General features: G+C 67.2%; 26 protein-coding genes. 11 read left to right on the forward strand and 15 right to left on the reverse strand.

The features are described from left to right. Positions 1 to 11 precede the first annotated feature (11 nt). The 4 genes from RM543_RS02500 to RM543_RS02515 all read right to left on the reverse strand — a co-directional run bounded on the left by RM543_RS02500 (position 12) and on the right by RM543_RS02515 (position 4,779). Positions 12 to 1,448 (reverse strand): mannose-1-phosphate guanylyltransferase/mannose-6-phosphate isomerase, encoded by a 1,437-nt coding sequence (locus RM543_RS02500; RefSeq protein WP_311689304.1) that lies wholly within the window; start codon positions 1,446 to 1,448, stop codon positions 12 to 14. 119 nt (positions 1,449 to 1,567) lie between these two features. Continuing rightward, positions 1,568 to 1,852: a hypothetical protein gene (locus RM543_RS02505; RefSeq protein ID WP_311689306.1), complete on the reverse strand. Its 285-nt coding sequence runs from the start codon at positions 1,850 to 1,852 to the stop codon at positions 1,568 to 1,570. A 123-nt stretch (positions 1,853 to 1,975) separates the two neighbouring features. Further along, positions 1,976 to 2,596, reverse strand: a complete 621-nt coding sequence (locus RM543_RS02510; protein ID WP_311689308.1) for a YjbF family lipoprotein — start codon at positions 2,594 to 2,596, stop codon at positions 1,976 to 1,978. Beyond that, entirely contained in the window at positions 2,593 to 4,779 is a 2,187-nt protein-coding gene (locus RM543_RS02515) for a YjbH domain-containing protein (protein ID WP_311689310.1), read from the reverse strand. Before RM543_RS02515 ends, RM543_RS02510 begins: the two co-directional genes overlap by 4 nt. A gap of 160 nt (positions 4,780 to 4,939) precedes the next feature. On the opposite strand from RM543_RS02515, the gene RM543_RS02520 reads away from it, so the two are divergent. Beyond that, entirely contained in the window at positions 4,940 to 5,755 is an 816-nt protein-coding gene (locus RM543_RS02520; RefSeq protein WP_311689312.1) for a metallophosphoesterase family protein, read from the forward strand. Here the strand turns inward: RM543_RS02520 and RM543_RS02525 are convergent. After that, on the reverse strand, positions 5,743 to 7,857 hold the full coding sequence (locus tag RM543_RS02525) for a GumC family protein (protein ID WP_311689314.1): 2,115 nt from the start codon (positions 7,855 to 7,857) through the stop codon (positions 5,743 to 5,745). The two genes, RM543_RS02520 and RM543_RS02525, sit on opposite strands and share 13 nt — an antisense overlap. Before the next feature lie 408 nt (positions 7,858 to 8,265). Between RM543_RS02525 and RM543_RS02530 the strand changes: the two genes are divergently transcribed. The 8 genes from RM543_RS02530 (at position 8,266) to RM543_RS02565 (ending at position 13,622) form a co-directional block, all read left to right on the forward strand. Next, positions 8,266 to 8,838, forward strand: coding sequence for a sugar transferase (locus RM543_RS02530; protein WP_311689316.1), 573 nt, complete (start codon positions 8,266 to 8,268; stop codon positions 8,836 to 8,838). An 84-nt stretch (positions 8,839 to 8,922) separates the two neighbouring features. Beyond that, positions 8,923 to 9,534 carry a ribonuclease D gene (locus tag RM543_RS02535; protein ID WP_311689318.1) on the forward strand — a complete coding sequence of 204 codons (612 nt, stop codon included), beginning with the start codon at positions 8,923 to 8,925 and terminating at the stop codon, positions 9,532 to 9,534. A gap of 1 nt (position 9,535) precedes the next feature. Then, positions 9,536 to 10,540: a KpsF/GutQ family sugar-phosphate isomerase gene (locus tag RM543_RS02540; protein WP_311689320.1), complete on the forward strand. Its 1,005-nt coding sequence runs from the start codon at positions 9,536 to 9,538 to the stop codon at positions 10,538 to 10,540. A 2-nt stretch (positions 10,541 to 10,542) separates the two neighbouring features. Further along, entirely contained in the window at positions 10,543 to 11,157 is a 615-nt protein-coding gene (lptC, locus tag RM543_RS02545) for an LPS export ABC transporter periplasmic protein LptC (RefSeq protein WP_311689322.1), read from the forward strand. After that, complete coding sequence (lptA, locus tag RM543_RS02550; RefSeq protein ID WP_311689324.1) at positions 11,154 to 11,672, forward strand: lipopolysaccharide transport periplasmic protein LptA; 519 nt, start codon at positions 11,154 to 11,156, stop codon at positions 11,670 to 11,672. The genes lptC and lptA overlap by 4 nt, the downstream gene beginning before the upstream one ends. 8 nt (positions 11,673 to 11,680) lie before the next feature. Next, on the forward strand, positions 11,681 to 12,418 hold the full coding sequence (gene lptB, locus RM543_RS02555; protein WP_311689326.1) for an LPS export ABC transporter ATP-binding protein: 738 nt from the start codon (positions 11,681 to 11,683) through the stop codon (positions 12,416 to 12,418). A gap of 124 nt (positions 12,419 to 12,542) precedes the next feature. After that, a complete protein-coding gene (gene hpf / locus RM543_RS02560) occupies positions 12,543 to 13,121 on the forward strand; it encodes a ribosome hibernation-promoting factor, HPF/YfiA family (RefSeq protein WP_311689328.1) in 579 nt (192 codons plus the stop codon). Positions 13,122 to 13,157: 36 nt separating this feature from the next. Further along, entirely contained in the window at positions 13,158 to 13,622 is a 465-nt protein-coding gene (locus RM543_RS02565; RefSeq protein WP_311689330.1) for a PTS sugar transporter subunit IIA, read from the forward strand. Between the two features lie 2 nt (positions 13,623 to 13,624). Here RM543_RS02565 and RM543_RS02570 read toward each other — a convergent pair whose 3' ends face one another. The 9 genes from RM543_RS02570 to cysQ all read right to left on the reverse strand — a co-directional run bounded on the left by RM543_RS02570 (position 13,625) and on the right by cysQ (position 23,900). Continuing rightward, complete coding sequence (locus RM543_RS02570) at positions 13,625 to 15,061, reverse strand: nodulation protein NodH (RefSeq protein WP_311689331.1); 1,437 nt, start codon at positions 15,059 to 15,061, stop codon at positions 13,625 to 13,627. Then, positions 15,058 to 16,761, reverse strand: coding sequence for a DUF5927 domain-containing protein (locus RM543_RS02575; protein WP_311689332.1), 1,704 nt, complete (start codon positions 16,759 to 16,761; stop codon positions 15,058 to 15,060). Before RM543_RS02575 ends, RM543_RS02570 begins: the two co-directional genes overlap by 4 nt. Beyond that, the gene (locus RM543_RS02580) at positions 16,758 to 17,744 is read right to left on the reverse strand and encodes a glycosyltransferase family 2 protein (RefSeq protein WP_432280431.1); all 987 of its coding nucleotides are present in this window, start codon (positions 17,742 to 17,744) and stop codon (positions 16,758 to 16,760) included. Before RM543_RS02580 ends, RM543_RS02575 begins: the two co-directional genes overlap by 4 nt. A 64-nt stretch (positions 17,745 to 17,808) precedes the next feature. Then, positions 17,809 to 19,005 carry a glycosyltransferase family 4 protein gene (locus RM543_RS02585; protein ID WP_311689334.1) on the reverse strand — a complete coding sequence of 399 codons (1,197 nt, stop codon included), beginning with the start codon at positions 19,003 to 19,005 and terminating at the stop codon, positions 17,809 to 17,811. Then, a complete protein-coding gene (gene galE, locus RM543_RS02590; RefSeq protein WP_311689335.1) occupies positions 18,995 to 19,978 on the reverse strand; it encodes a UDP-glucose 4-epimerase GalE in 984 nt (327 codons plus the stop codon). Before galE ends, RM543_RS02585 begins: the two co-directional genes overlap by 11 nt. 73 nt (positions 19,979 to 20,051) lie before the next feature. Further along, positions 20,052 to 20,945, reverse strand: coding sequence for a UTP--glucose-1-phosphate uridylyltransferase (locus tag RM543_RS02595; protein WP_311689336.1), 894 nt, complete (start codon positions 20,943 to 20,945; stop codon positions 20,052 to 20,054). Positions 20,946 to 21,010: 65 nt separating this feature from the next. Next, positions 21,011 to 22,303 (reverse strand): glycosyltransferase family 2 protein, encoded by a 1,293-nt coding sequence (locus RM543_RS02600; protein ID WP_311689337.1) that lies wholly within the window; start codon positions 22,301 to 22,303, stop codon positions 21,011 to 21,013. After that, positions 22,300 to 23,091 (reverse strand): 3-deoxy-manno-octulosonate cytidylyltransferase, encoded by a 792-nt coding sequence (locus tag RM543_RS02605; protein WP_311689338.1) that lies wholly within the window; start codon positions 23,089 to 23,091, stop codon positions 22,300 to 22,302. Before RM543_RS02605 ends, RM543_RS02600 begins: the two co-directional genes overlap by 4 nt. Further along, positions 23,088 to 23,900 (reverse strand): 3'(2'),5'-bisphosphate nucleotidase CysQ, encoded by an 813-nt coding sequence (gene cysQ / locus RM543_RS02610; RefSeq protein WP_311689339.1) that lies wholly within the window; start codon positions 23,898 to 23,900, stop codon positions 23,088 to 23,090. Before cysQ ends, RM543_RS02605 begins: the two co-directional genes overlap by 4 nt. A 158-nt stretch (positions 23,901 to 24,058) precedes the next feature. Between cysQ and RM543_RS02615 the strand changes: the two genes are divergently transcribed. After that, positions 24,059 to 24,883: an ABC transporter permease gene (locus tag RM543_RS02615; protein ID WP_311689850.1), complete on the forward strand. Its 825-nt coding sequence runs from the start codon at positions 24,059 to 24,061 to the stop codon at positions 24,881 to 24,883. Beyond that, positions 24,883 to 25,467, forward strand: coding sequence for a COG3650 family protein (locus RM543_RS02620; protein ID WP_311689340.1), 585 nt, complete (start codon positions 24,883 to 24,885; stop codon positions 25,465 to 25,467). The genes RM543_RS02615 and RM543_RS02620 overlap by 1 nt, the downstream gene beginning before the upstream one ends. Here RM543_RS02620 and RM543_RS02625 read toward each other — a convergent pair. Continuing rightward, positions 25,464 to 26,090, reverse strand: coding sequence for an alpha-ketoglutarate-dependent dioxygenase AlkB family protein (locus tag RM543_RS02625; RefSeq protein ID WP_311689341.1), 627 nt, complete (start codon positions 26,088 to 26,090; stop codon positions 25,464 to 25,466). The two genes, RM543_RS02620 and RM543_RS02625, sit on opposite strands and share 4 nt — an antisense overlap. Positions 26,091 to 26,230 lie beyond the last annotated feature (140 nt).

Raw genomic sequence — 26,230 nt, forward strand, 5'->3', positions numbered from 1 at the left:
CCGGCGCCGCCTTATTCGGCGGCGTCGCGGCGATAGACGTCTTCGTAGCGGATGATGTCGTCCTCCCCGAGATAGGCTCCGGTCTGCACCTCGATCAGGTGCAGGTCGAGCTTGCCGGGGTTTTCCATCCGGTGAACCGAACCGAGCGGCACGAAGATCGATTCGTTTTCTGTCACGAGCCGCACCTCGTCGTCCACGGTCACGCGCGCCGTGCCCGACACGACGACCCAGTGTTCCGCGCGATGGACATGGCTTTGCAGCGACAGCGCAGCGCCCGGATGGACCATGATGCGCTTGACCTGGAAGCGCGGAGCGAGCGCAAGCGTCTGGTACCAGCCCCAGGGCCGGTAATCCCGCGGCAGCTGTTCCGCCTGCCTGGCGCCCTTCGCCTTCAGCGCCGAGACGGCGTGCTTCACCTCCTGCGTGCGGCCCCGATCCGCGATGAGCACCGCATCCGGCATGGCGACGGCGACGATGTCGCTGAGGCCAAGACCGACGATCTCGAGGTCGGGATCCTCGGAGCGCAGCAGCGTATCGCGGCACGCGATCGCCGTCGCCGCGCCGGACAGGGAGACGCCGTTTTCATCCGGTCCGGTCTCACGCCAGACGGCATTCCAGTCTCCGAGGTCAGACCATCCCGCGGCGAACGGCACGACGGAGAGGTTGCCGGCCTTTTCCATCACCGCGTAGTCGATCGACACGTCCCGCGCCTCGGCGAACGGGCCGGGGGCGAGACGGAGAAAGCCCAGATCCTGTGTCGCCTCATCGACCGCACGCGTTACGGGGTCCACAAGGTCCGGCGAATGGGCTTCGAACGCGGCGATGATGGCGTCCACAGGGAGAAGGAAGATGCCGGCGTTCCACAGGTGCCGGCCGCTTGCGATCATCTCGGCGGCCGCGGCGGCATCCGGCTTCTCGACGAAGCGGGCAAGGGGGCGGGCGCCGGCTCTCTCACCGTCTCCCAGTTCGAGATAGCCATAGCCCGTCTCGGGCCGATCCGGGGCGATCCCGAAGGTGACGAGCTGGCCCGAGGCCGCGGCGGGCCGGGCCTCCTCCACGGCCGCGCGAAAGGCGGCGTCATCGGGAATCACATGGTCGGAGGGGGCGACGAGCATCAGCCCGCCTGGATCGGTTTTCCTGAGCCAGAGCGCCGCGGCGAGAATAGCGGGTGCGGTGTTGCGGGCTTCCGGCTCGATCAGGATCGCACCGGGGTCGATCCTCGCCGCAAGGAGCTGCTCGGTCACGATGAAGCGGAAATCGGCGGCTGTAACGACAACGGGCGGTGCATAGGACGGCCCGGTCAGACGCTTCGCCGACTGCTGGAAGAGGGTGTCCTCCCCGGTCAGTTTCGCGAACTGCTTGGGGTAGGACTTGCGGGACAGAGGCCACAGCCGCGTTCCGGATCCACCGCAGAGAATCACAGGAACGATGGTCGCCATATCTTTCATCCCGCAGCTACGGTCACGAAACCGGGCCCGCGCAGAACGGCGCGGGCCCGGTTTGAGGTCATTTCAGGCTATCCCCCGCGGACTGCTCCACATGGAGCGTTCCGGAGGTCACGTCCGACTTAGTCGATCGTGCCGGAGGGGATATCCGATTCGCTATCGTTGTCGTCATCGTCGTCGTCGCTCAGGGCGCTCGCTGCGACGGTCACGGCGGCGAGAGTGGCGACGCTGATCCCGATGATCGCACCGGTGCCGAGAGCGCCGGCCCCGGCAGCAGCGCCTGCGCCAGCGCCTGCACCCGCTCCGGCAGGAAGGGGCGCGTTGCCTTGCGCTTGCACTTGCTGAGCGCTGGCAGCGTTCGAAAGCGCAAGGGCGGCGACGCTTGCGAGAAGGGCAATTCTCTTCATGGTGCCTCCATTCTGGAAGTTGGGGCGCGATTGCCCCGTGGTAGTCCAATTTCAACCAAAGGTATCAGTTCCACCGCGAATACACCACGAAGAAACGGGGCTCTCGCGGAATTCCGCGCCTTGTCAGGGCCTCAAATGCGTTATTTCCGCATATCCAGTCTCCGGACCGACCCATTCGATGCTCTTGCGAAGCGTTCCGCCGGGGGCGATCCAGTACTTGTTGACGAAATCCGCCTCCGGGCCCGTGCATGATTCGCGCAGGAGTTGAGTGCGGACGGACTGACCGGCTATGGCCAGCGTGTCCGTCCCCGCGGGACGAAGATCGCAGACGAATGACGAGATGACCTCGTGGCGCTCCCCGTCCAGCGTGCGGTGGACCCGGACCAGGGCGGAGCCGCCGCCACTGCGAAGGGCGGTGCGGGTCTCCTCGTTATCCGCGAACATCAGATCGTAGGAAAAGCCGCGCGTGGCGACGAGCGTACCGTCCCGGAGGACGAGGCCGATCTGGTCGGGGCTGATATAGGTGCGGTGCGGTCCGTTCGTCGCGGCAAGGCCGAGCCGGGCCGACGCGCCGGTGACCGGCAGGTCCACCCGGATCAGGGGGCCGGGGAGCGCGGCGAGTTCCGCCGCCGTGATCGGCGGCAGTGGCTCGGGCGCGGCGCCGCCGAAAAGAGGGATCGCTTCGCGGACGCGGTCGCAGCCGGTGAGCAGGGTCAGGGCGAGGCAGAGGACGAGCGATCTCATTTCCAGAAGGCTCCAGAGCGGTCTTCGTATTCCGGGCGGTGGTAATCGCGAACCGCCCCGTAGAGCCTGTTGCGCACGTTCAGCCGCTGACCGCCATCACGCTGCACGAGCCGAAGCGACGTGCCGGTGGAGGACCGGTCGGGCTGGCCCGTGAGGTAGTTGAGGGGAATCGACACGCGGATGCCCTTGTCGAACGACCCTTCGCCGAACTCCTCGGCGGAAACGTCCGTCCGGGTGAAGAACGCGCCGACCCGGGCTCCGTTGTCGAACTCCCGGTCGAGCGAGAAGGTCGCGCCCCAGTCCCCTGCCAGGTACCGCCCGGCATCGATCTGGCCGAGATAGCCGCCGCCGAAATCGTAGTAGGCGGAGGCATGACCCGTGGCTGTCTCGTAGTCCTGGAAGTCGAACAGGATGTCGTAGTCCCGCTTCCGTGCGTAGTTCAGCTCGACGCCGAGGCCAAGGCGGCTGTCCACCGGCTTCCACAGGACCTCCCCGGAGACGCCGCCGTACATGCGCTCCAGAAGGCCCGCCGTGACACGACCGTAATAGTCCTGGCCGGGGCGGAAGAAGTACTCCCCGGTCAGGTATTCCAGCGCGGGATCGCCTTCCTGGGCGTAGCGGGCGATGTCAGACCGGACGACGGGCAGCTCGGAGGGGTCGTCCCTGTCCGCCTCGTCCCGGTTGCCGAGAAGCCTCTTCTTGAGCGAGCCGGACAGGACGAGGCCCGGCGATGGCTCGTAGGAGGCGGTAAACCTCAGACCCACATCGGCGCGGAGCGGATCGTCCGGATCGAAGAGCGCGGGCTGAAGATAGGGGGAAATGCCGAAATCGAGCTTCGGATAGAGGTCGTCCGGGTAAGCGGCAGGCGGCAGTTTGCCTTCCGCGGCGCCGCCGGTCAGGCGGGACCGGGCGTAGATCGTCCACGCATTGTCGGGGGCGTATTCCAGATCCTCGAGATCCCCGCGGCGGAGGGTGACGGCGCTCGCCGGAATGCCGTTGACGATCGGCACGATGACGAACGTGTCCACCTGCGAGGGCATCACGGCGGTGAGGACGCGGGCCGCCCGGCCCACGGCCATCGGCGCCGATTCGTACGTGGTGTTGTACATCCGCAGCGTGGCGCGGCGGCCGGAGATCTCGAGCGCATCGAGGCCCAGCCCGTAGGCGTCCAGCGCCGTGCTGACGGCGTCCCGCAGGGCCGTCGACACGGCCGGGGTCACGCTCAGGGGCTCGGCGCCGGGGGCGCGGCGCAACACCGGAAGCGGCGCGCCGGCGGCAAAGCCGTTCGGCGGCGTCTTGGGATTGAAGGAAATGCTCGCGGTAATGCCGATCTCGGTGCCGTAGAGCGCGTAGCCACCTAGCGTAATGCTGTCGTTCACCTTGTACTTGGCGCCGAAATTGAAGGGCGACTCGCGCTCGAAGAGGCCCCGGCCCGTCTCGTAGACGTAGTCGTCGGTCGAGTATTCGGCGACGACGCTGAGCCGGTCCGTCGGCCGCCATTCGACGCCGCCGAAGACCGCCGCATCGCCCTGGAAATAGTTCCCGGAGAGCTGCCCGCCGGGATCGTCCCGCTCGGTCTCGCGCACATCGAAACCGTCATCGAGCGCGCCGAGCGGATTATCGAACCCGTCGTAGGTGCCGAGCCGCCCCCAGCCGAGACCGGCGGTGATGGCGACCTTCGGGGAGAGGTGCTTGGTCGCGGCGACATACTCGCTCGACAAGACGCTCGTTCCGCCGATGTCCCGCAATCCGATGGCGATGCCGGGCAGGCGCCGGTCCTCCTCGACGAGTTGAAAGGCAAGGTCGAGGCTGCGGTCGTAGAGCGTTCTTCCGCCGGCGTTCTCGTTTTCGATGATCGAGTAGCGGAACGCGCCGGCGAGCCGGGGGAAGATCTGGAAGGTCAGCGTATTGCGGGTGGAGCCGGCGAAATATGCGGTGGAGAAGGCGAGTTGCCCGTCCGGCAGGGCCTCTGCCGTCGGCATGTCGATCAGGCCGGGCGTGCCGTAGAAGGAGAGCGTCGGCGGAGGGGGCGCGGGCGGAAGCGCCCCGGCGGCGAGGCGGATATCGGTCTCACCGGTCATGTACTGCCCGAGCGTGGCCACGGGAGCCAAGAGGGCCAGAAGCGCGGCCGACATGGCCAGTACCCTTCGCCCCGCTCGCCTCGTGCCGATCGCTGCCATCATGCCGGATGTGTCCTCCGTTTGGCCCGGTCCATTCGCCGGCTCTCTGAACGCTCCGGTTGTAACCACGATTGCGTCGCGTCACCAAGCCGGGAACGCCCGGATCCGGACCTCTACCGGGCCTGATTGCGTTCTTGCATCACCTCGAGACCACGGAGCCCGGATGAGACATCTGATCGGCAGGATCCTGCGCAGGGTTCGACGAAAACGCCAGGCGGCAGTCCTTCCGTTCGAAGGCGGCCCGCCCGCGCCCGAGCGCGACGTCTATGCGATCGGCGATGTGCACGGCTGTTCCCGGCTTCTGGAGCAGTTGCTGGAGACGATCGACGCGGATGCCAAGTCCACTGCCGGCGCTCCGCCGATGCTCCTGTTCCTCGGCGATTATATCGACCGCGGCGATAGTAGCCGGGAAGTCCTGGAGATCATTCACCGCCGGGTGCGGGCCGATCCGGAGAACGTCATCGCACTGCGCGGCAATCATGAGCAGATGCTGCTCGATTTCCTCGCCGATCCCGAGGGGCGCGGGCCGCGCTGGCTCGCCAATGGCGGGCTGCAGACGCTTGCCAGTTTCGGTGTGGGCCTCGGCGGCGGGGCGGAGCGCGACGCCGGAGACGCGGCGGTTCGCCTGTCGGAGACCCTGGGGGAGGCGGGCCTTCTGAGCTGGCTGTCGGACCTGCCGCTCTCCTGGCGGTCGGGCAACGTCCTTGCGGTGCATGCCGCGGCGGACCCGGCCCTTCCAGCCGGCGCGCAGGAGCCGCGGACGCTTCTCTGGGGCCACCCGGACTTCGGCACGTCGCCGCGGCCGGACGGCATCTGGGTTCTGCACGGCCACGTGCCGGTCGAGCGGCCAGCGGCGGAGAACGGCGTCATCCCGGCGGACACCGGAGCCTACTTCTCGGGCCAGTTGACGGCCGCCGCGATCTCGCCCGGCGGCGGCGTTCGGTTCCTGACCGCCGCGGCGGGCCGTCAGTTCTCGTAATAGCCAGCGTAGGCCTTGCCGTAACCGTACCCGTATCCCTCGTACCCGTAGCGTTTCATCCCCTTGGGATCGACGCGGGAGAGGACGGTTCCGGCGATCGGAACCCCAACGGATCGCAGCAGATCGAGGCCCTGCGCCACCTGTTTCTGCTTCGTCTTGTCCCAGAGCACGACATAGAGCGCCGCATCGCAGATCCGCCCGATCACGCGCGCATCGGGCACGGCGAGGACGGGGGGCGTATCGATGATGACGTAGTCGTAGGTAGCCTCGCATTCGCGGATGAACCCGGCGAATCGCTCCGATGCGTAGAGGTCCGCCGCGTTCACGTTCGGCCGCTCGCCGATCAGCAGATCGACACCCGTGTCCTCATCCCGCACGACGACGTCCTCGAAGCACGCCTCTCCCGACAGGATGGAGACAATGCCCCTCGCTCCCTGGACATCGAAATATTCGGCGAAGACGCGACGACGGAGATCCCCTTCGATCAGCAGGACGCGCTTGCCGAGATCGGCTAGATTGTGCGCCAGCAGGATGGAAGCGGTAGTCTTGCCCTCGCCCGGCGTCGAGGAGGTCAGCATCACCGTCTTCGGCGGATTGTCCACGTTGGACAGCAGAAGCGAGGTCCTGAGGTTGCGCACGGCTTCGGAGAGTGCGGAGTTGGGTTTGGACGAGACATAGTCGAGCACCGAACGTCGATTTCTGGCGGCGAGGCGCGGCAGCGTGCCCATGACGGCATAGCCCGTGCCGGTATGCAGATCCTCCGTGGTGCGGAAGGTGTTCTGCATCATCTCTCGCAGCAGGATGAGGCCGGCCCCGATCATCAGTCCCAGGATCGCCCCCAGAATGACGATCCGCGAACGGTTGGGGGCCGATGGGCTTCCCGGAACGTTCGCGGCGGAAAGAAGCCGGACATCCGCCTGCTGAATGCCCTGCTGAACAGACGTTTCCTTCAGCCGCGACAGGAAGTGCTCGTAGATCAGCCGGCTCGCCTCGGCTTCGCGCTCCAGCTGCTGGAGTTGAACAAGGTCGCCGGACTGGTCGGAGATCTGACCGTCCACCTGTGCGGCGGAGCGCTCCAACGTGCCGAGCTGGGCCTCCGCGCGGGCAAGCTCGGCTTCGGCGCGTTCGAGGACGGTGGCAACTCGGGTTTCGAAAAGATCGCCATCGGTCTCGCCCGTGGCGGCGATGCGCGACAGGGTCGGATCGGCGGCGAGGTCCGCGAAGGCGGCGGGGTCGTTCGAGGCGGCATCGAGCGCGGCGAGGCGCGACCCGGCGCTCTCGACCTCTGCACGCGCGGCGGTGATCCGGCTTCGAAGATCCCGAGCCTGCGCATTGAGGCCCGTCAGGGCTTCCGTGCTGGCAAGATTGGTCTGGGCGCGGAACGTGTTCACTGCCGCCACGGCCTGCTCCAGCTCGATCTTGAGTTCCGAAACCCGTGTCGAGAGCCAGGCTGTCGCCTCTTCGGTCGCCTCCTGTTTGAGGGTGAGCTGATCGCGGATGTAGAACTCGGCCAGCGTGTTCGCGAGACGGGCGGCAAGCTGGCGGTCCTCGCTCGTCGCCTCGATGCGGAAGACATAACTCGATCGCAGAAGGGAGATGTCGATCTTGCCGCGCAGGATGTTTGCCGCGGTCAGAAGCTGGCTGTCCCGGTTCGGGGGCGCGACCACGACATCGTCTGCGTCTCCGAGAAGCCCGCGCACCCACTGGACTGCCCTGCCGATGCTGAACGTCGGTTCTTCCCGGAGGCGGGGCGCGAATTCGGGATATTGCGGCAGATCGAGAGCGTCGGCGACCCGGGTCAGCAATTGCGCCGAGCGCATGATCTCGATCTCGGTGTTCATCGAGGCGCTGTCGTTCGAGACCCCGGACACCACGCTCTGAAAATCCACGACCTGCGGCTGCTCGCGCTGGAGGGCGACAGTCGTGCTCGCGCTGTAGACGGAGGTCGTCTGGAAATAGGCGTAGTATCCGGCGAGCAGGATGCCGAGCGCGGTCGCGAGCGCGATCCAGAGGCGACCGCGCCAGAGCGTGCCCGCAAGGGCGAGCAGGTCGATCTCGTCGTCCTCGTCCGGGGCCGCGCCGGGGTGCGTCTGGTGGGGCATATCAGGGCCGCGCGCATCCCTCAGAGGATCGTCATGGCGGATCTTGGATAAGTTGTTATGAATCAAATCTTGTTCCGTCAAAGATGTATGCGCGCATGCCACAACCTATGCGGGCAGTTATGATCCGGCGCAACTGAACCCGCGCCTCCAGCGTTAATTAACCTAGATAGAATAGATCGTGTTTCGTTCGAGGCCTCAACCAAGGGCGATGAAAGGTCACAATTTCGACAGGTCGAAGTGCGAGACTCTCCGCACGTGCCATTGCACGTCGGAGGCGTGTGGACCTAAGGTCACCGCGGACCAGCCGTCCCGTGGGGGGAATGGATGCAAACAATTCAACACCATGATAATATTGCATTTTCATGCGCCCGTCCGCCTGATCAGGTGGGAGGGTCGTCCGCGTTCTGGGTGTTCAAGAGGCTGTTCGACGTCGTGGTTTCTCTCCTTCTGCTTGTTCCGATGGTCGTGCTGGGCGTCGGTCTCCTGATCGTGAACCCGTTCCTCAATCCCGGACCGCTGTTCTACCGGCAGGTGCGCATGGGGCGAGACTGCCGCGCGTTCTGGGCCATCAAGTTCCGGTCCATGCGGCCGACGGAACGGATCTCCCGCTCCGTCGAGGATCCCGTCGAGATTGATCGAATCACCCCTCTGGGACACGTCCTGCGCCGCAGCCGCCTCGATGAGCTCCCGCAGGTGCTGAATGTCCTGGCCGGGCAGATGAGCCTGATCGGGCCGCGCCCGGATTATTTCTCCCACGCCAAGGTGTTCGCGCGCTCGGTGCCGGGCTACCGGGAGCGTCACAGGGTCCGGCCGGGAATCAGCGGTTACGCGCAGGTCGAGCTTGGATATGCCGAAGGGATGGACGCGACGCGCGCCAAGGCCGAGGCGGACTTGTACTATATCCGCAATGCCTCCTTCGCCCTCGATACGCGTCTTCTGTTCAAGACGATACGGGTGGTGCTCGGGCGCAAGGGCGCCTGATCTCCGCCGGGACGCCTTCGGTGGACAGTCGAGGGGTCAGTCCATAGATGCTTCGCCAAAGGCCACGTCAGGACCGGGGGCGGCATGAGCATACATCTTCACAAGACCGATCTGCCCGACGGGCTGGATCTCGGCGCGTCGGTCGCGATCGATTGCGAAACGATGGGGCTCAACCCCCTGCGCGATCGTCTCTGCCTCGTGCAACTCTCCGCCGGCGACGGGGATGCGCATCTCGTGCAGATCGAAAAGGGGCAGGATGCGGCGCCGAACCTTGCGCGCCTTCTGAGCGATCCGGCCCGCCTGAAGCTGTTCCATTACGGCCGCTTCGACATCGCCGCCATGTACCATGCCTTCGGAGCGCTCGCCGCTCCGGTCTGGTGCACGAAGATCGCCTCGAAGCTGGTTCGCACCTACACCGATCGCCACGGACTGAAGTCCCTGACCCACGAACTCCTCGGCGTGGACATCTCCAAGCAGCAGCAGAGCTCCGACTGGGGCGCGCCGGATCTGTCCGAGGCGCAGCAATCCTATGCCGCATCGGACGTGCTCCACCTCCACCGCCTGAAGGATGTGCTGAGCGAGCGGCTCCGGCGCGAGGGGCGGATGGAGATCGCGGAAGCCTGCTTCGAATTCCTGCCGACGCGCGCGCGGCTCGATCTGGCCGGATGGCCGGATCAGGACATCTTTACCCACTGACATGACAAAGGACGATGCGCAGAACAAAGCGGCGGTCACCGCCGGCGACGATGCCCTGATCGAGACGGGCCGCAGGGTCGTCGAGACAGAGAGCGCCGCGCTGACGGCCCTGTCGGGCGCGCTCGGCGCATCCTTTGCAGAGACTATCCGAACCATCCTCGCCGCCACCGGGCGGGTGATCGTCTCCGGGATGGGCAAGTCGGGACATATCGGCCGGAAGATCGCGGCCACCCTCGCCTCGACCGGCACACCCGCGCATTACGTGCATCCGGGGGAGGCCAGCCATGGCGACCTTGGCATGATCAAGGAGGGGGACGTCGCGCTCCTTCTGTCCAATTCCGGCGAGACGACCGAGCTTGCCGACATGATCGCCTATACCCGCCGCTTCGGCATTCCGCTGATCTCCGTCAGCAGCGTGCCGGGCAGCACGCTCATGACGCGGTCGGATATCGCGTTGGTGCTGCCGGAGGCCGCCGAGGCCTGCGGGCGTGGTATCGTGCCGACCACGACCACCACGATGATGCTTGCGCTCGGCGATGCGCTGGCCGTCGCGCTGATGGAGCAGCGGGCATTCACGCCGGAGCGGTTTCGGGACTTTCATCCTGGCGGAAAACTCGGCCGGCGGCTCTCCAAGGTCGAGGATCTGATGCACGGGCGGGACCAGCTGCCGCTCGTCGCCGAGCACACGGCGATGGGCGAGGTCCTGATCGTCATGTCGCAGAAGGCGTTCGGCGTCGCCGGCGTGACGGATGGTGGCGGGTGCCTGTCCGGGATCGTCACGGACGGGGACCTCCGCCGTCACATGGGCGGCCTCCTGGAGCTGAATGCAGGCCAGGTCATGACGCCCGGCCCCCGCACGATCCGCCCCGAAGCGCTCGCCGAAGAGGCGCTGGCGGAGATGCAGCGCCGCCGTATCACCTGTCTCTTCGTGGTGGACGGCGAGATGCCGTCGAGCCCCCTCGGCCTTCTGCATATCCATGACTGCCTCCGGGCCGGGCTGATCTGAGAATGCCCCGCGCGGACAATCCCTATTCCCGCTTCGTGGCCTGGGCGAAGGTCATCCTGCCCCTGGCGGCGCTGGCGCTCCTCTCCTCCCTCTTCCTGTTGCCGGGGCGGGGCGAACGCACCGCGATCCCCTTCGCGGACGTGGATATCGACGAGCTGGCACGGGAGCAGCGACTGGGCAGCCCGTCCTATTCGGGAACGACCGAGAAGGGCCGGGACGTGAGCCTGACGGCGGAGACGGCGCGCCCCTCCGCGGCCGGTCCCGGCATCTTCGATGCGCGCATGCTGACGGGAGCGCTCGAGACGGATGGCGGACAGATCGGTCTGCGCTCCGATGGCGGGGTGATCGACACCGAGGCGGACACCGTCGATCTCGCCGGCAACGTCGTCGTTACGACGGCGGATGGTTACGTCGTGCGGTCAGACCGGCTGCGCAGTACGCTCGGCCAGATCACTCTAGACACGCTCGGCCCGGTGGAGGCGGACGGACCGGCCGGAACTCTCACCGCCGGACGCATGACAGCCAGCGAAACCGGGACCGGAAACGTGGTCATGGTTTTCAACGAGGGGGTGAGGCTGGTATATCTGCCTGCAGACCAAGGGAGCGACCCGCAATGAAGATCCTACGCATCGCCGCGGCTCTGGCCGTTTTCATCGCGGGCCCGCTCCATGCGCAGGGCACCGGCATCGCGTTCGGCACACCGCAGGACGGCGATCAGCCCGTCGAGGTGACGGCCGAAGAACTCCAGCTCGATCAGGCCGCGGGAACCGCCGTCTTTTCGGGCAACGTCATCGTGGGACAGGGCGACATGCGCCTGACCGCGCCGCGGGTGGACGTGACCTACATGACCGATGCCGACGGCAATTCCACCGGCGGGATAGACCGGCTCCATGCCACCGGCGGCGTCACCATGACGAGCGGCGGCGAGGCCGCCGAAGGACGGGAGGCCGTCTACACCGTCGGCTCGGGCCAAGTCGTGATGACGGGCGACGTGCTTCTCACGCAGGGGCAGAACGCCCTCGCCGGGGAAAGGCTGACCGTCGGTCTCGATGACGGGCAGGGCGTGATGGAGGGCAATGTCCGCGTCGTCTTCCAGCCGCAGGACGAGGCCGCGGAGCCGGCCGCCCAGTGAGCCTCGCCGTGACAGACGGCACCGGCGGCCTGCGGGTCGTCTCCCTGTGCAAGAGCTACCGCAAGCGACCGGTGATCCGGGACGTCTCGCTGGAGCTTCGGCGGGGCGAGGTGGTGGCGCTCCTGGGGCCGAACGGCTCCGGCAAGACGACGTGTTTCTACTCCATCGCCGGCCTCGTCACGCCCGAAAGCGGGCTCGTGGAGATCGACGGGCGGGACGTGACCACCCTGCCGATGTACCGGCGCGCGCGCTACGGGATCGGCTACCTGCCGCAGGAGGTCTCGATCTTCCGCGGCATGAGCGTGCAGGACAACATTTCCGCCATTCTCGAGATCGGCGAGCGGGACTGGCTGAAACGCAAGGAACGGCTGGAAGACCTGCTCTCCGAGTTCGGCATCGCGCATCTGCGCCGCGCCTCGGCGCTGTCGCTTTCGGGCGGGGAGCGGCGGCGGGTGGAGATCGCCCGCTGCCTGGCCGCCAACCCTAGGTATCTCCTTCTCGACGAGCCTTTCGCGGGCGTCGATCCGATCTCCGTCGGCGATATCCGCGCGCTGGTGACCGAGCTGACCGGGCGGGGCATCGGCGTTCTCATCACCGATCACAACGTGCGCGAAACCCTCGGGATCGTGGATCGCGCCTACATCCTCCATGACGGAACCGTCCTGATGAGCGGCACCGCTGACGAGGTGGTCGCGGACGAGAACGTGCGCCGCGTCTACCTCGGCCAGGGCTTCAGGATCGGCTGATCACACAGACGTCAGGCCGACGATGGGATTGATCGGGCCGTCGCGGAAGTTACCATACAGAGGTCGGACTTGCGCTTGCCGCGGGCAGGCGCCACCCGGCGCCCCTGAAGAATGCGGAGGTCCTATGCGTTACCAGATCAGCGGTCGGCAAATCGACATCGGTGAGGCGCTGCAAACGCACGTGCAGACAGAACTCGACGAGGCTGTCGGCAAGTATGCGGGTCGTCCCACGGATGCCGCGGTGATCTTCTCGAAGACGGGCTTCGAGTATTCCTGCGAGTCCACCGTCCACCTCTCGACGGGGATGACGGCCACGGCCAAGGCTAACGCCACCGAGATCTACGCCTCGTTCGACCAATGCCGGGAGAAGCTCGAAAAGCAATTGAGGCGGTACAAGCGCAGGCTCAAAGACCATGGTCGCGAGCGCAAGCAGCCGGTTGAATCCTTCGGGGAGCCTTCGTATATCCTCGCCGCCACGGCAGAGGACGACGAGAAGGAGCCTGATACGCTCCAGCCCATCATCGTCGCGGAGATGGAAACCAAGGTGCCGACCCTGTCCGTCGGCGAAGCGGTCATGCAGATGGAATTGTCGGGCAGTCAGCTTCTGGTCTTCCGGCACGAGACTCATAACGGCGTTAATGTGGTATACCGGCGCGACGACGGAAATGTCGGCTGGATCGACCCGCGCAGCAACGGAAGGTAGGCCCGCTTACCGGCGGCCCCCCGTTTTTGGAGGCACATGGAACTTGTCAGCATCCTGAAGCCCGAGGCGGTACGGGCCCTGTCCGAAGCCACGAGCAAGAAGCGTCTCTTCCAGCGGATCGCCGAGGTTGCCGAGAGCGCCTACGGCATCCGCACGGCGGAGGCGATGAATGCCCTTCAGGAGCGCGAATCCCTCGGGCCGACCGGCGTCGGCCAGGGGATCGCGCTCCCCCACGCCAGGCTGAACTGCATCTCGTCGGTCACCGGCGTGTTCATGCGGCTCGATCGCCCGATGGCGTTCGGGTCGGTGGATCGCCAGCCCGTCGACCTCGTTTTCGCGTTGTTCGCGCCGAACGATTCCGGGATCGACCACCTCAAGGCGCTGGCCGCGGTGTCCCGCACGATGCGGGACACCGCCATCTGTGCAAAGCTCCGGGCCAACAACGACCCGCTCACGCTGCACGCCGTCCTCACCGAACGCCAGAACACCCGCGCAGCCTGACGTCAGGGGCGCAGCGCCCCGAAGCCGAAGGCCATGTAGTCCCGCGTGTGGGCGTCCCTCGCGGCCGCGTCGATGTCCGCATCCAGAATGTCGGACAGGCGCGGGGCGTCCCCGGTCTCGCTCGTCAGGTCCGGCGCGGGAGGCATGCGGGCGCGTCCTATCTGCTGGCAGAGCTGGGCAAGACCGAGAGCGGCCTGATCGTCCCGGATCACGATATCCGGCAGAAGAAAATCCGACATGCCCTGAAGCGTCGCGGCCTGGGTCGACCAGGCGGGATCCGTTCGCAGGCTCGTCTGCCCCGCGAGATTGCCCTTCACGAAACGCAGGAACCCGAGGAACGCCTCGCGGTGCGTCTTCGGGTCCCAGTCGCGTCCCGGCGCGGTCTCCGGGATCGGCAGGCGATAGGTCGTCCTGAGCGCGCCGCGGATCTCCATGAAAGCGCCCGGGCCGTCATCGAGGATGTAGCGGCGGAAGACGGAATGGAGCCGGCGGACGGGGTGCGACAGAACGGTGAACGCGCGCGCTCCGTCGGAGCGGTTCTTCCACTGCCGCAGGCTCTTCTGGGTGAAGTCGCGCTGGAGAGCGTCCGGCTCGGCCCCGTCCAGCGCCGCGAGCCATTCCTCGATCGCCTCCGTCTGTCCGCCCTTCATCGGCATGAAGAGAAGCGGCGCCGTAGCGGCCGCGACATAGGTCGGCACGGCCGGGCCGCGGCGGGGCTCGAGGTTCGGCGTGCGCGTCAGGCCAAAGCGGTCCAGCCCGTCGAGCGCCGTCTGCATCTCCGCGAAGTTGCGCACCTTCTGGGAATGCGGCTCCGGATTCTGCCGCTTGAGCCGGCCCGGCACCTTCTCGAGCCGCCCCGGAACCCCGAGGAAGGCCGCGAGGCCGTTCAGTACCTCGAGGTCCCCGATATCCTCGTAGGCGATATGAAAGGCGGTCTGCCCGCTGATCTGGAGCGCGCGCTGGAGGCGCAGCTGGAAGGACTGGATCCGCTGGAGATGCGCCTCGAACTCCTCCGGCACGAAGACGGCGCGGGCATCCTTGCGGTCCTTCACGTCGGTCAGTCGCCATTGCCCCGTGGCGGCGGCGATGCGCCTTGAGATGTAGCTGTCGAGCGGATTTCGGGTCAGGATCACCTTCGCGCAGGCGCGGTCGGCCAAGATGCCGTCCAGGATGCGTGGATCATGGTCGTGGAAGTAGCGGAAGCCGGGCAGCCCCTCCGTCCCGGCCCGCATCCGCGCCAAAAGCTCGCCCGGATCGTCCTCCCGCTCCCGAAGCGTAAGGCCGAAAAGCTCGGTCTGGCCCTCCTGCCCGATGAAGTAGGGATTGAAGGCCTCCCCGTGACACCGCACGCCCTCGATCGCGTTCAGGCTTTCCTCGAGGTGGTTCGAGCCCGTCCGCATGTCCGCGAACAGCACGAAGGTGTCGAAGGCGGCGCTCATTCGGCCTGCTTCACGAGATAAGGCATGGTGCGCGGCGGGCCTTCCGGAAAGTCGTCCGCGGGGAAATCCCCGGGGAGGTGGAGGTTCATACCATCGTTCCTGAGATCTTGCAGGAAACGACCGAAGCCGCCGAGATCCGCCATGCGCGGGACCTCGGTCATGCGGCGGCCCTGCAAGGGGACGATCTCGTCGAGGACGTCCTGCAGCTTCTCCATCGGCGCCTCGACGAACTCGGCCAGCGTCCAGATCCGCACGCGCGCCTTCACCCACCGCGCGCGCAGAAGCTCCAGGTGCCCGGCCTCGATCCGCTGGAGGCGGGCCGCCTCCTTGCGCATCAGATCGCGGGGAAGCCCGGAGCGGTGGAGCGGGATGGCCCAGGCCCCCGCGATCACCGAGATCTGCGCGTGGGGGTCGGCGGCCATGAAACCGGCCGGGAAATGGTTGTCCCGCGGCCCGAACATGAAGCACTGCCGCTCCCCGCGCGTCGTCCAGATCAGGTTCGTCAGGAAGGCGCAGGGGTTGTAGTCCCTGAGCGCCGCGCTGTCCGTGAGCGCGCCGTTGTAGACCTGCTCCCCGCCGGCCAGCTCGGCGCGTTCCGGCGCGTAGAGATGCCTGTGGACCCGATGGCCCGTGACACGCGCGAGCCAGGTGTCGAAATCGACGAAGAGCTCGCCGAACCCTTCGAAGACGGAATAGGGACCGGCCGTGCGCCCGTTCTCCCGGTCGTGGCGGGGAAAGCGGCCCTGCATGTAGAGCCCCGGCCGCCCCAGGACCCGCCGTTCTGCGGCATTGGCGAACAGCCGGTCGATGCGGCCGGGGCGCGGCTCGGCGTTCTTGGTGACGTCCGGGTCGTTCGACAGGAAGGCCGAGTAGAGCCGATCCGCGTGGGGCCAGATCTTCCGCGCCATGAAACAGTCGGAGCGGCGCAGAAGCTGAAGGTGATCGTCGTAGAAGACATGTGGCTTGCCCTGCGGGTCGAACTTGGACAGCGTCAGGGACCGGCTTTCCACGGAGGTCGAATGCAGCCGCACGAGGCTCTGGAAATAGCTTTCGTCCGGGATCCAGACGCGCCGGAAGTACCTGTCGTACCGCTCGCGGTCCGGGTCCTCGAGGATGGCGGTCAGGGTCGCCCGGGAGAGACACCACCATTGCGAGCCGAGATGCGGCACGATGGGATCGGGGATCGCGCGATGAAGCTTGAGCCGCCGCTGGATGGCAACCCAGCGGTCGAAGAGCTCCCGGTGGCTCTTCCATGAGAAGGGAAACCGCAGCGTGAACCGCTCCCGCTCGAAACCGCCCTTGGACCAGGCGACGTCCTCGATGGTGACGCTCTCGATGAAGTCGGTCCGAGGGCGCTCCGCGAGATAGGCCTCCAGCTCCTGCACTGGCCGGAGCGGCAGGCAGGACCCCGACGCGAGGTAAACGTGACGGACGTCCGGATACTCCGCCAGCATCGTCTCCGCCGCGGACAGCGTCGCTCCGACGATGCCCCACGTGCCCCAGGCACAATGGCGGCGCGGCGTCACGAAGCGGACGTTGTCCATCCCCTTCACACGGCGCTGAAGCTTGGCATATGCGCTGCGCGTCACCTTCCGGTCGGCATGGATCACGACGGGGCAGCCGCTCAGCGCCCAATGCCGCGCGACCTGCGCCGCCCGGTCCAGCGCCGTGTGCACCAGAAGGATGAAACCGACGGTCATGTCCAGTTGCCCTTGGAGACGAGACCCAGGATCTCGAGCTGCCGCCAGTTGATGTACTGCTCGCTCCACTTCGTCCAGAGGTCGGGCTGCTCCTTCAGGACGGCGTGATAGGCAAGGTATTCCCGGCTTCCCGCGAAATGCTCCCGGCGGGTGATTTCCTCCTCCGTCTTGTCGATGAAGGTGTTCAGGAACTTGGCATGCAGAAGCGCGCCGCACGTCTTCTCCCCGCCCTCCTCGTCGTAGGTGAGATTGAGGCCCCGCGGCAGGAGCATGTGCGTGGAATTGACGTAGCAATAGGCACGATCCCACTTCACGAGCGGGATCTTGTTCAGCGAGGGGGCGTTCAGCGGCGCGTCCGCGAAGAAGGCCCGAGCGCGGGGACCGCCCTGGATCCAGAGGTTCTGGAAGCGGTCGTTGCGGGTGATCATGTAATTGCCGCTGTCGAACCACGAGGCGATCTCGAACGGATCCTGCCCCTCCGCATAGGTCTGTGCGTCGATCGGGCCCTTGGGATACATGTCGAGGAGCATGGCGGAGAAGGAGCGCAGCCCGCTTCCGTCCAGCCAGTCCGTCAGCGCATTGATCGGCCGCGTGTCGCAGAACGGGTAGACGAGGAACTCGTCCACATCGACAGTGAGCGCCCAGTGGCCGTGGGCATGGCGCAGCGCGAGCCAGTTGAGCCAGTCCACCCCGAAGCGGGCCCGGCGGTAGCTCGCCGCCGTCGTCCAGAGGGAGACGTCCTCCTGATCCGCGAGGTACTCGCGGGAGCCGTCATCCGAGGCATTGTCGACCATGAAGAAGTGGCGCACGCCGGCCTTGCGGTAATAGTCGAGGAAGTAGGGCAGCCGGACGCGCTCGTTCCGGAGCGTGGTGAAGGCAAGCAGGTGCCCGCGTTTGATCGCGCCCGTCCGGTCCGCCACGACCTTCAGCTCGCGCCGCTTCCGGAAGGCGCGGATGCGGTACTTCTTGCGCTTCAGACGCATTCGGTATGAGTCGAGTGCGCTCAAGCGAGCTCCCCTGCCGGGCGGATCAAGACACGGTCCTGTATTACATCATGCTTAAGACGGCGTTGAAATGCTCCTGCCAGGACGGCGGGACGATCGGATCGCGCCTGTGACCCGACATCGTCACTTTCGAGACCTCGGCAGCCCAGCGTTCGGGACCCGTGAGGGGAAGGTAGCTGGGGTAGTCGCCGAGAAGCTCCCGGAAGACGGGCAGTTCGGACGCGATGACGGGCGTTCCGAGCGCCGCGGCTTCGAGTGCGGGGAGGCCGAACCCTTCGGCGCGGCTCGGAAAGAGGAGCGCTCGCGCGTGGGCCATCAGCCATGTGACCGCGCTGTCGGGCAGGCCCGGCAATTCCAGTATATCCGCGCCGGCCCGGTCCAGGCGGGCGAAGACGTCCGCGTTCTTCCAGCCGCGCCGGCCTGCGATGGCGAGGATCGGGCGGGGGGAGGGCAGGCTCTCCCAGACGTCGAGGAGCAGCGCATGGTTCTTGCGCGGCTCGATGGTGCCGAGGCACAGGAAGAAGGGGCGCTCCGCGAGATCCGGCGGCAGGGGCGGCATGGCCCTGGACACCTCGGGCCGGGGCACGCCCAGATGGGCGACGAGGCCGGGCGGCACGCGGCCCGCTTTCGCGAAGTGTCGCTCCGCATCGTCCCGTGTGGCGGCTGAATTGTAGATCGCGAGGTCCGCCGCACTGCCGACCCGGCTCAGCATTGCCGCGAATCTCTCCGGGCTCCCGTCTCTCTGCGCCTCGGGCAGATCGAGGGGGATCGTGTCGTGGATCATCGCCGAGATCCGGGCGTCCGGCACGCTCTCCCACGCGGTCAGGACGCGGGCGGTGAGGTTCGAATGACCCACATTGACGTACGAGGTGCCTGCCGGGAGGTGCTTGCGCAGGCTGCGTGCAAGGCCCGGCCTCGGCAGCACGCGCCGCGCCAGGCGGCGCAGGTCGGCTTCCGCGCGCGCCGCCTCCGCGCTCAGGCCGGGCGTGAGCCGCGCGGCGAGGTCGGCGTGACCCCAAGGTCCGCCGAAGAGCCGCCCCGCAAGCTCGTGCGTGCCCTCCGGCGCCAGCAGCGCGTAGCCGAGGCGCATCCGCACCAGCGACCAGAGCGGAACAGGCTCCCGCATCAGCCGCGCGAGATAGGCGGCCTCGACCCGGTCCACCCCCGTCCACGGGCCCTGCCCGAGCCGGCTTACGAGGCGGCTGAGATCGAGACAGCGCGCGGCGGGCTCAGCGCTCAAAGCGGCCCGTCTGGTGCCAGTGCCACGCATCCTCGATCATCCGGTCGAGCGAGGAGCGCGCCGGGGTCCATCCCAGCTCCGCCTTCGCCCGCTCGCTGCCCGAAACGAGGCGCACGGCATCGCCCGCACGCCGCGCGCCCTCCACCACGGGAACGGACCGATTGGTGACGCGGCGGCTGTGCTCGATCACTTCGCGCACCGAGTAGCCGTGGCCCGTTCCGAGATTGAAGGCGCGGCTCGGCCCCCCTTTGTCCAGCCAGCCGTAGCCGAGGACATGCGCATCCGCGAGGTCGCAGACATGCACGTAATCACGGATGCAGGTGCCGTCCGGCGTGTCGTAATCGGTGCCGAAGACGGTCAACGCGTCCCGTTTGCCGTCTATGGCGTCCAGCATCAGCGGGATGAGATGCGTCTCGGGCTCGTGCTGCTCGCCCACCTCGCCCTCGGGATCGGCGCCAGCGACGTTGAAGTACCGGAAGATGACATGGCGCAGCCCGTGGGCGGCCTCGAAATCCCGCAGGATCTCCTCGATGGCCCGCTTCGAGGCGCCGTAGGGGTTCTCGGGCCGCTGGGGTGTCTCCTCGTCCAGAACGACCCCGTCCTGGTCCCCATAGGTCGCGCAGGTGGAGGAGAAGATGAAACGGCCGCATCCGGCGGCGACGGCGGCTTCGGCGAGGTTCACCGCTCCGGTGACATTCTCCAGCCAGTAGCGGCCCGGCTCCCGGACCGATTCGCCGACCTGGCTGAGCGCCGCGAAATGCATGACGGCATCCGGCGCATGGGCGGCAAAGACCTCGTCCAGGCGGGCGCGGTCCATGAGGTCGCCCTCCTCGGCCGGGCCGAACCTGACAGCATCACGCCAGCCGGTGCTGTAATTGTCGAAGGTGATGGGGGTGTGCCCGGCGCGGGACAGCGCCTTGCAGGCATGGGCGCCGACATAACCGGCACCGCCCGTGACGAGTATCTTGCCCAATCCGCGACCACCCCTCGCTTGCCCGTGCGCCGACGGCCCGGCCACCCAAGGCCGGGCCACTTGATGACGCAGCTTACTGAGCCGGCTCGGGCACGGCCACGATTTCCCTCAGATACTCCGAGAACTCGTCGCGCAACTCGTCGCGGGCAAGGCCGAACGCGACCGTCGCCTGCAGGAAACCGGCCTTCGAGCCGCAGTCGAACCGCTCGCCGCGGAACCGGAAGCCGTTGACCGGCCGCCCGTGATCGATCTCAGACGCGATGGCGTCCGTCAGCTGGATCTCGCCGCCGGCTCCCTTGTCCTGATTGTGCAGCGTCTCCAGCACGTCCGGCGTCAGGATATAGCGGCCGATGACGGCGAGGTTCGAGGGCGGGTTCTCCTTCGGCTTCTCGACCATGCGGCGGATCGGAAGCACGTCCGAATCCGTCTCCTCGACGTCGAGGATGCCGTAGGAGCTGGTCTTGTCCATCGGGACTTCCATCGCCGCGACCATGGAGCCGCCGCCACATTCCTCGTGGGCCTCGACCATCTGCTGGAGGCAGGGCTTCTCGGCGGCGATCACGTCATCGGGGAGAATGACCGCGAAGGGTTCGTCGCCGATCATGCGACGCGCGCACCAGACGGCATGACCGAGACCAAGAGCCTTGTGCTGGCGGACATAGGCGATCTGGCCGCTTTCCATGTAGGTGGACTTCATGATCTCCTGAATGTCCGTCTTGCCCTTCTCGGCAAGTGCGGCTTCCAGTTCCGGCGCGTTGTCGAAATAGTCCTCGAGCGCGGATTTGCCCCGCGACGTGACGAAGATGAATTCCTTGATGCCGGCGGCGCGGGCCTCGTCTATCGCGTATTGAATGAGGGGACGGTCGACCAGGGTCATGATCTCCTTCGGGATCGACTTGGTCGCCGGCAGGAATCGCGTTCCGAGTCCGGCGACGGGGAGAACCGCCTTGCTGATCTTACGTGTCATTCGCTTTGGTACCTCGTTTCGGTCGGCGCCGGGCAGTGCGACCGGCGACCGGTCAATGCCTCATTCTAGGCCCTAGTTCCGACAGTGTCTTGCGATTTCAATGAAATGCGCCGCAATGCGGCATCCCCCGCCGATGTCGGCGTCCCCCGCACGGCCTCGGTGCGGGCCACTTCGGCAGAGAGACGCTCCGGGAAGCTGACGAGGCGGAGCCGCGGCGTGTCCCTGTCGGAGCGGCCGAAGAGGCCCCCGCGCTGCAGCCAGATCCCGGGCCGGACGAAACGCACGGAATGCGGTCGTCCCGTGGGAGAGAAGACGTAGAGCGATACTGTGCCGCCGGCCTTCGCCGCCGCCTTCGCCTTCGCCATCAGCGCCCGGATCTGCCACGTCCGCCCGGCGAGGACGGTGTGGGTCAGGGGGGGCGGCGGCAGCGGGGTGAATGGCGGGGGGGCGTCCATCCGGCTGGCGCGAAGATTGGGAGCAGGGCTCTGCGCCGGTTCGGCCGCGCCCCGGTCGAACGTCTCCAGAAGCGCGGCGATATCCCGGCGTCTCAGGCGGCGCGCGGCGGCATGTGCCCTCAGACGGCTCTCCTGAAGGGCGCGGTGCGCGGCGAGGGCGCCCTCACGCTCCTTCGGCTCGCAGTGCCGTGCGAGAAACGCGGCGACGCTGGCCCCGACGGGGCCGAGGTCCGCCGGGGCGCGGCTCTGCGTGCGCGTGGCGTTCGCGGCGGCGGCGTGATGCACCACGGCGTCCTTCGCGATGGCGGTGTAGGCGCCCAGGCGGGCGAGCCGCTGGTTCACGTCCGTCTCGTCGAGATAGTAGCGGAAGGCCGGGTCGAACCCACCGATGGCGACGAGATCGGCGCGACGGAAGGCGCAGTTGGTGCCGACCGTCTTCACCGCCGAGCCGTCCGAGCCGGGACCGAAGAGCACACCGTCCTTGAGCGGCAGGTCCAGCCCGTCCCGGCCCACGCGGACCGGCGTCCATTGCGGGGAAATGCCGTTCCGCCCCAGAACGGGCCCGGTGGCGCAGCTCACGCGCGGATCGGCAAACGGGGCGGCGAGGCGCTCGGCCCAGAGCGGTTCGGCCACCGCATCGTCGTCGATGAAGGCAACTACGTCGCCCGCGGCAAGGGCGAGACCGGTATTCCGGGCCTCGGAGATATTCGCGACGTCGAACCGGGCGAGCTTGATCCGGCCGCGCAGATGCTCGACCGACGGCTCGCCCGCGGGGTCGGTGACGACGATCAGCTCGAGCGCGCCATGGGTCTGCCGTGCGAGGCTCTCGACGCAGAGGCGCAGGTGCTCCGGCCTCTGACGGCTGACGACGATGACGGAGAGTGTGGGCAGGCCCGCGATCACTCCATCCCCATCGTGGCCATCATTTCCTCGAGGCGGGTCACGTCGGAGGGGTTGTTCAGCTCCCAGAACTGGCGCCCCCGCGTCTCCACCTCGACGCAGCTCATGGTGCGGCCGTTTTCGAGGAAGCGGAGCTGTTCGAGCCCCTCTGTGCGCTCGAGCGGGCCGATGTCCCAGCGGGGATAATCGGTGAGCGCCTCGGGCCGGTAGGCGTAGAGGCCGACGTGATGAAAGACCGCCGCGGCCTTCTCCGCGTCGGCGGTATAGGGGACCACTTCCTTGGAGAAGTAGAGTGCGCGGTGATCGCGGTCGAAGATGGCGGTGGTTCCTCCGACGCGGCCTGCCTGCCTGTCCATCTTGAGCCCGTTCAGCGTTTCCGCATCGCAACGGATCACCGGTGTCGCGGCGCCGGCATCCGGAGCGGCGCGCAGGCCTTCGATGGTCTCGGGAATGAACCAGCGCGGGGTCAGCGGTGCATCCCCCTGGAGGTTCACCACCATCTCGAATCCGCCGCCGAGCGCGTCGGACGCTTCGGCGCACCGCTCGGTCCCGTTGCGGCAGTCGGAACTGGTCATCACCACCTCGGCGCCGAATCCCTCGGCGGCCTCGCGGATCCGGTCGTCATCGGTGGCGACCACGACGCGGGAGACGCCGTCGATCCCGCGCGCGGCTTCCCACGTGCGCTGAACGAGGGTCGCCTGCCGGCCGGACGCGCCGCGCAGGGGCACGAGAGGCTTTCCGGGATAGCGTTCGGAGGCGTAGCGGGCGGGGATGACGACGAGGACGCTCATTCCGCCGCGCCTTCCGGGGCCGGCAGATCGACGCCGGGCGCATGGGCGATGAAGAACGGGTTCTCGTAGCCGGGCTTGCCGTAGGCGAAGGGGGCGTGGTCGTCGAAGCGGATCATCTTCCCGCCGGCGCCGCGCAGGACCGCGTCCCCAGCGGCCGTGTCCCACTCCATGGTGCGGCCGAGCCGGGGATAGAGGTCCGCCTCCCCCGCCGCGACGAGGCAGAACTTGAGGGAAGACCCGGCGCTCGTCATGTCCGCGACCGAGAACTGGCCGATATAGGCATCCGTCGCCGCATCGCGGTGGGACTTGGACGCGACGACGACGAGGGCGCCGTTGTCCGGCGTCTTGACGGCAAGGGGCGTCGTCTCCCCGGCCCTGTCCAGCGCGTGATCGCCCGTCTCCTCGACGGCGCTGCCATCGGCCAGCGTGTAGAACAGACGTTTCCGGGCCGGGGCGTAGACCACGCCGCGCACGGGAACGCCGTTCTCGACATAGGCGATGTTGACCGTGAAATCGCCGCGGCGCTGGACGAACTCCTTCGTGCCGTCGAGCGGATCGACGATGAGGAAGGCCTCCGCGCTCTCGGTGTGGCTCTCGGCCTGCTCCTCGGTCACGACCAGCGTATCCGGGAACGCCTCCGTCAGGCCGGCGGAGATCAGCGCGTCCGCCGCCTCGTCCGCTTCGGTGACCGGGCTTGCATCCGACTTGGAGCGCACCTCGAAATCGGGCGCGGCGTAGATCTCCATGATCCGGGCGCCCGCCTGAAGCGCGAGGCGTCGCATCACTGTGACGAGGCGGTCATGATCCAAGGCGCTCTCCAATCCGTTCGTTGACCCGATGGGCGTGTTCTCCTTATCGTCAACAGGTAAAGGAACGGCAAGGAATTGGTCGTATTCCGTGCAAGCGGGCGCCCCCGTTGTGCCGGGCGCGACGGCCGGACATGACGCCACGGGATCTCGAGATGACGATGCACAGCTCCTCGGACCGGCCGCCCTCGGCGCTCCACTCCGCCCTCGTGCTGTGGGAGCTGACCTATCACTCCATAGTCCGCACGCTTCGCAAGGAGCATGGCAACGCCGTCATCGGGCTCGCGCTGAACGTGATGCAGACGGTGATCTTCGTCGGCGCGTTCTACTTCATGTTCACCGTTCTCGGCATGAAGAGCTCGGCGATCCGGGGCGATTTCCTGCTCTACATCATGTCCGGGATCTTCCTCTACATGACGCACACGAAGGCGATGAGCGCCGTCGCCTCGTCCGAAGGGCCGGCGTCCCCGATGATGAAGCACGCGCCCATGAACACGGTGATCTCGATCTCCGCCGCGGCGCTGACCTCGCTCTACATCCAGGTGCTGTCCATGGCGGTGGTCCTCGGCTTCTACCACATCGCGATGAACCCGATCACGATCGACGATCCGATCGGCGCCATGGCGATGGTCCTTCTGGCGTGGTTCTCGGGCGTCGCCGTCGGGATGGTGCTTCTCGCGATCCGGCCCTGGTTTCCGGGCTTCGTGAAACTGATGACGACGATCTATTCCCGCGCGAACATGATCGCATCGGGCAAGATGTTCGTGGCGAACCAGTTGCCGGGATACATGCTGGTGATGTTCACCTGGAATCCGATCTTCCACATCATCGACCAGTCCCGCGGGTTCGTCTTCATCAACTACAATCCGCATTACTCGAACACGACATATCCGCTCGTCGTGTCCCTGATCCTCATTTTCATCGGCCTTCTGGGTGAGTTCTACACCCGGCGAAACGCCTCGCTGAGCTGGCAGGCGAAACGGTGATGCGGGTCGCGGCGGCCCTCTTCATGCTGCTGGCCGCCTCGGCGGCGGGCGCGCAGGGCGAGCTGCCGGCGCTCTACGATGTCAGGGGCGTCGGGGCGAACGATGTTCTGAACGTGCGGGCGGGGCCCGAGGCGTCCGCTTCGCTGGTGGCCACCCTTGCGCCGGACGAGACGGGCGTCGAGATCGTGCGCCGCTCCGGCGGATGGGGCCTCGTGTCCCTGCCCGAGACGCGTGGATGGGCGTCGCTCGACTATCTCGCGCGGCAGCCGGGACAGGGAGATGGATTCCCGATGCCGCTGCGCTGCTCGGGCACGGAGCCGTTCTGGTCACTCAGCTTGAACGAAAGCCCCGTCTTCTCGGTGCCGGAGCGCGAGACGCAGTTGCACGGCCGCGTCGAGGCGAGTGCAGAGGATGCGACCCTTCTGACGTTCGGTGGGGTGGGCGCGGGGTTCGACGTCCTCCTGGAGCGGCAGGAATGTTCGGACGGCATGAGCGACCGGGCGTACGGCATCCGCGCAGCTCTCATCGGGACCATGCCGGGCGCGGGCGCCTATCTTCGCGGCTGTTGCACGCTCCGGCCCTAGGCGCCGGCCACCCGCAACGTGAGGTTCAGCCGTCCGCCTCCGGCCAGCAGATCCGAGCTGCCCGCCCGGATCCGGTCGATCCCGTGGTGGAGCATACGGCCCTCTCCGCCCAGCACGGCCACGTCTCCCGAGCGCAGCCATAGCGACTGGGTCCTGCCGCCGCGCTCCTCGTTCCCGATGCGGAACAGCGCCTCGTCTCCGAGGCTGATCGAAACGACGGGCCAGCGCAGATCCGCCTCGTCCCGGTCCTGGTGCATCCCCATCTTCGCATCCGCATCGTAAAAATTGACGAGACAGGTGTCCGGCTGGCGGTCCACGCCGGCCACCTCGTCCCAGATCGCGAGAACGGACCGGGGAATGGCGGGCCAGGGCACGCCTGCGGGATGTTGCGGCTCGTAGCGATAGCCCCGCCTGTCGCTGACCCAGCCCACGGATCCGGCCGACGTCATGCGCACGCTCATCTTCTGCCCACGCCGCGTTTCGGGTCGGAAGAGCGGTGCCGCCTCGACGAGCGTCCGCACATCGCGAACCAGCGCCTCCTGTGCGGCGCGGTCCAGAAGGCCGGGGTGCACGATCACCCCGCGAATGTCCCGCGGCGGGGCAGCTTCTCCGAAAAGATCCACGATTGACCTCCAGATCGGTCGGGGAGGGGGCGTTGCAGCCCCAAAGCGCCCTCCCTATATACGCTCCGTCGCCGCGCCGGGAACCGGAGGGGCGGACAGGGATCGGGGGCGGGTGCCTCCAAGAGGGCCCGCGCCCACAA

The sequence above is a fragment of the Tropicimonas omnivorans genome (assembly GCF_031846565.1).
Taxonomy (GTDB): Bacteria; Pseudomonadota; Alphaproteobacteria; order Rhodobacterales; family Rhodobacteraceae; genus Tropicimonas_B; species Tropicimonas_B omnivorans.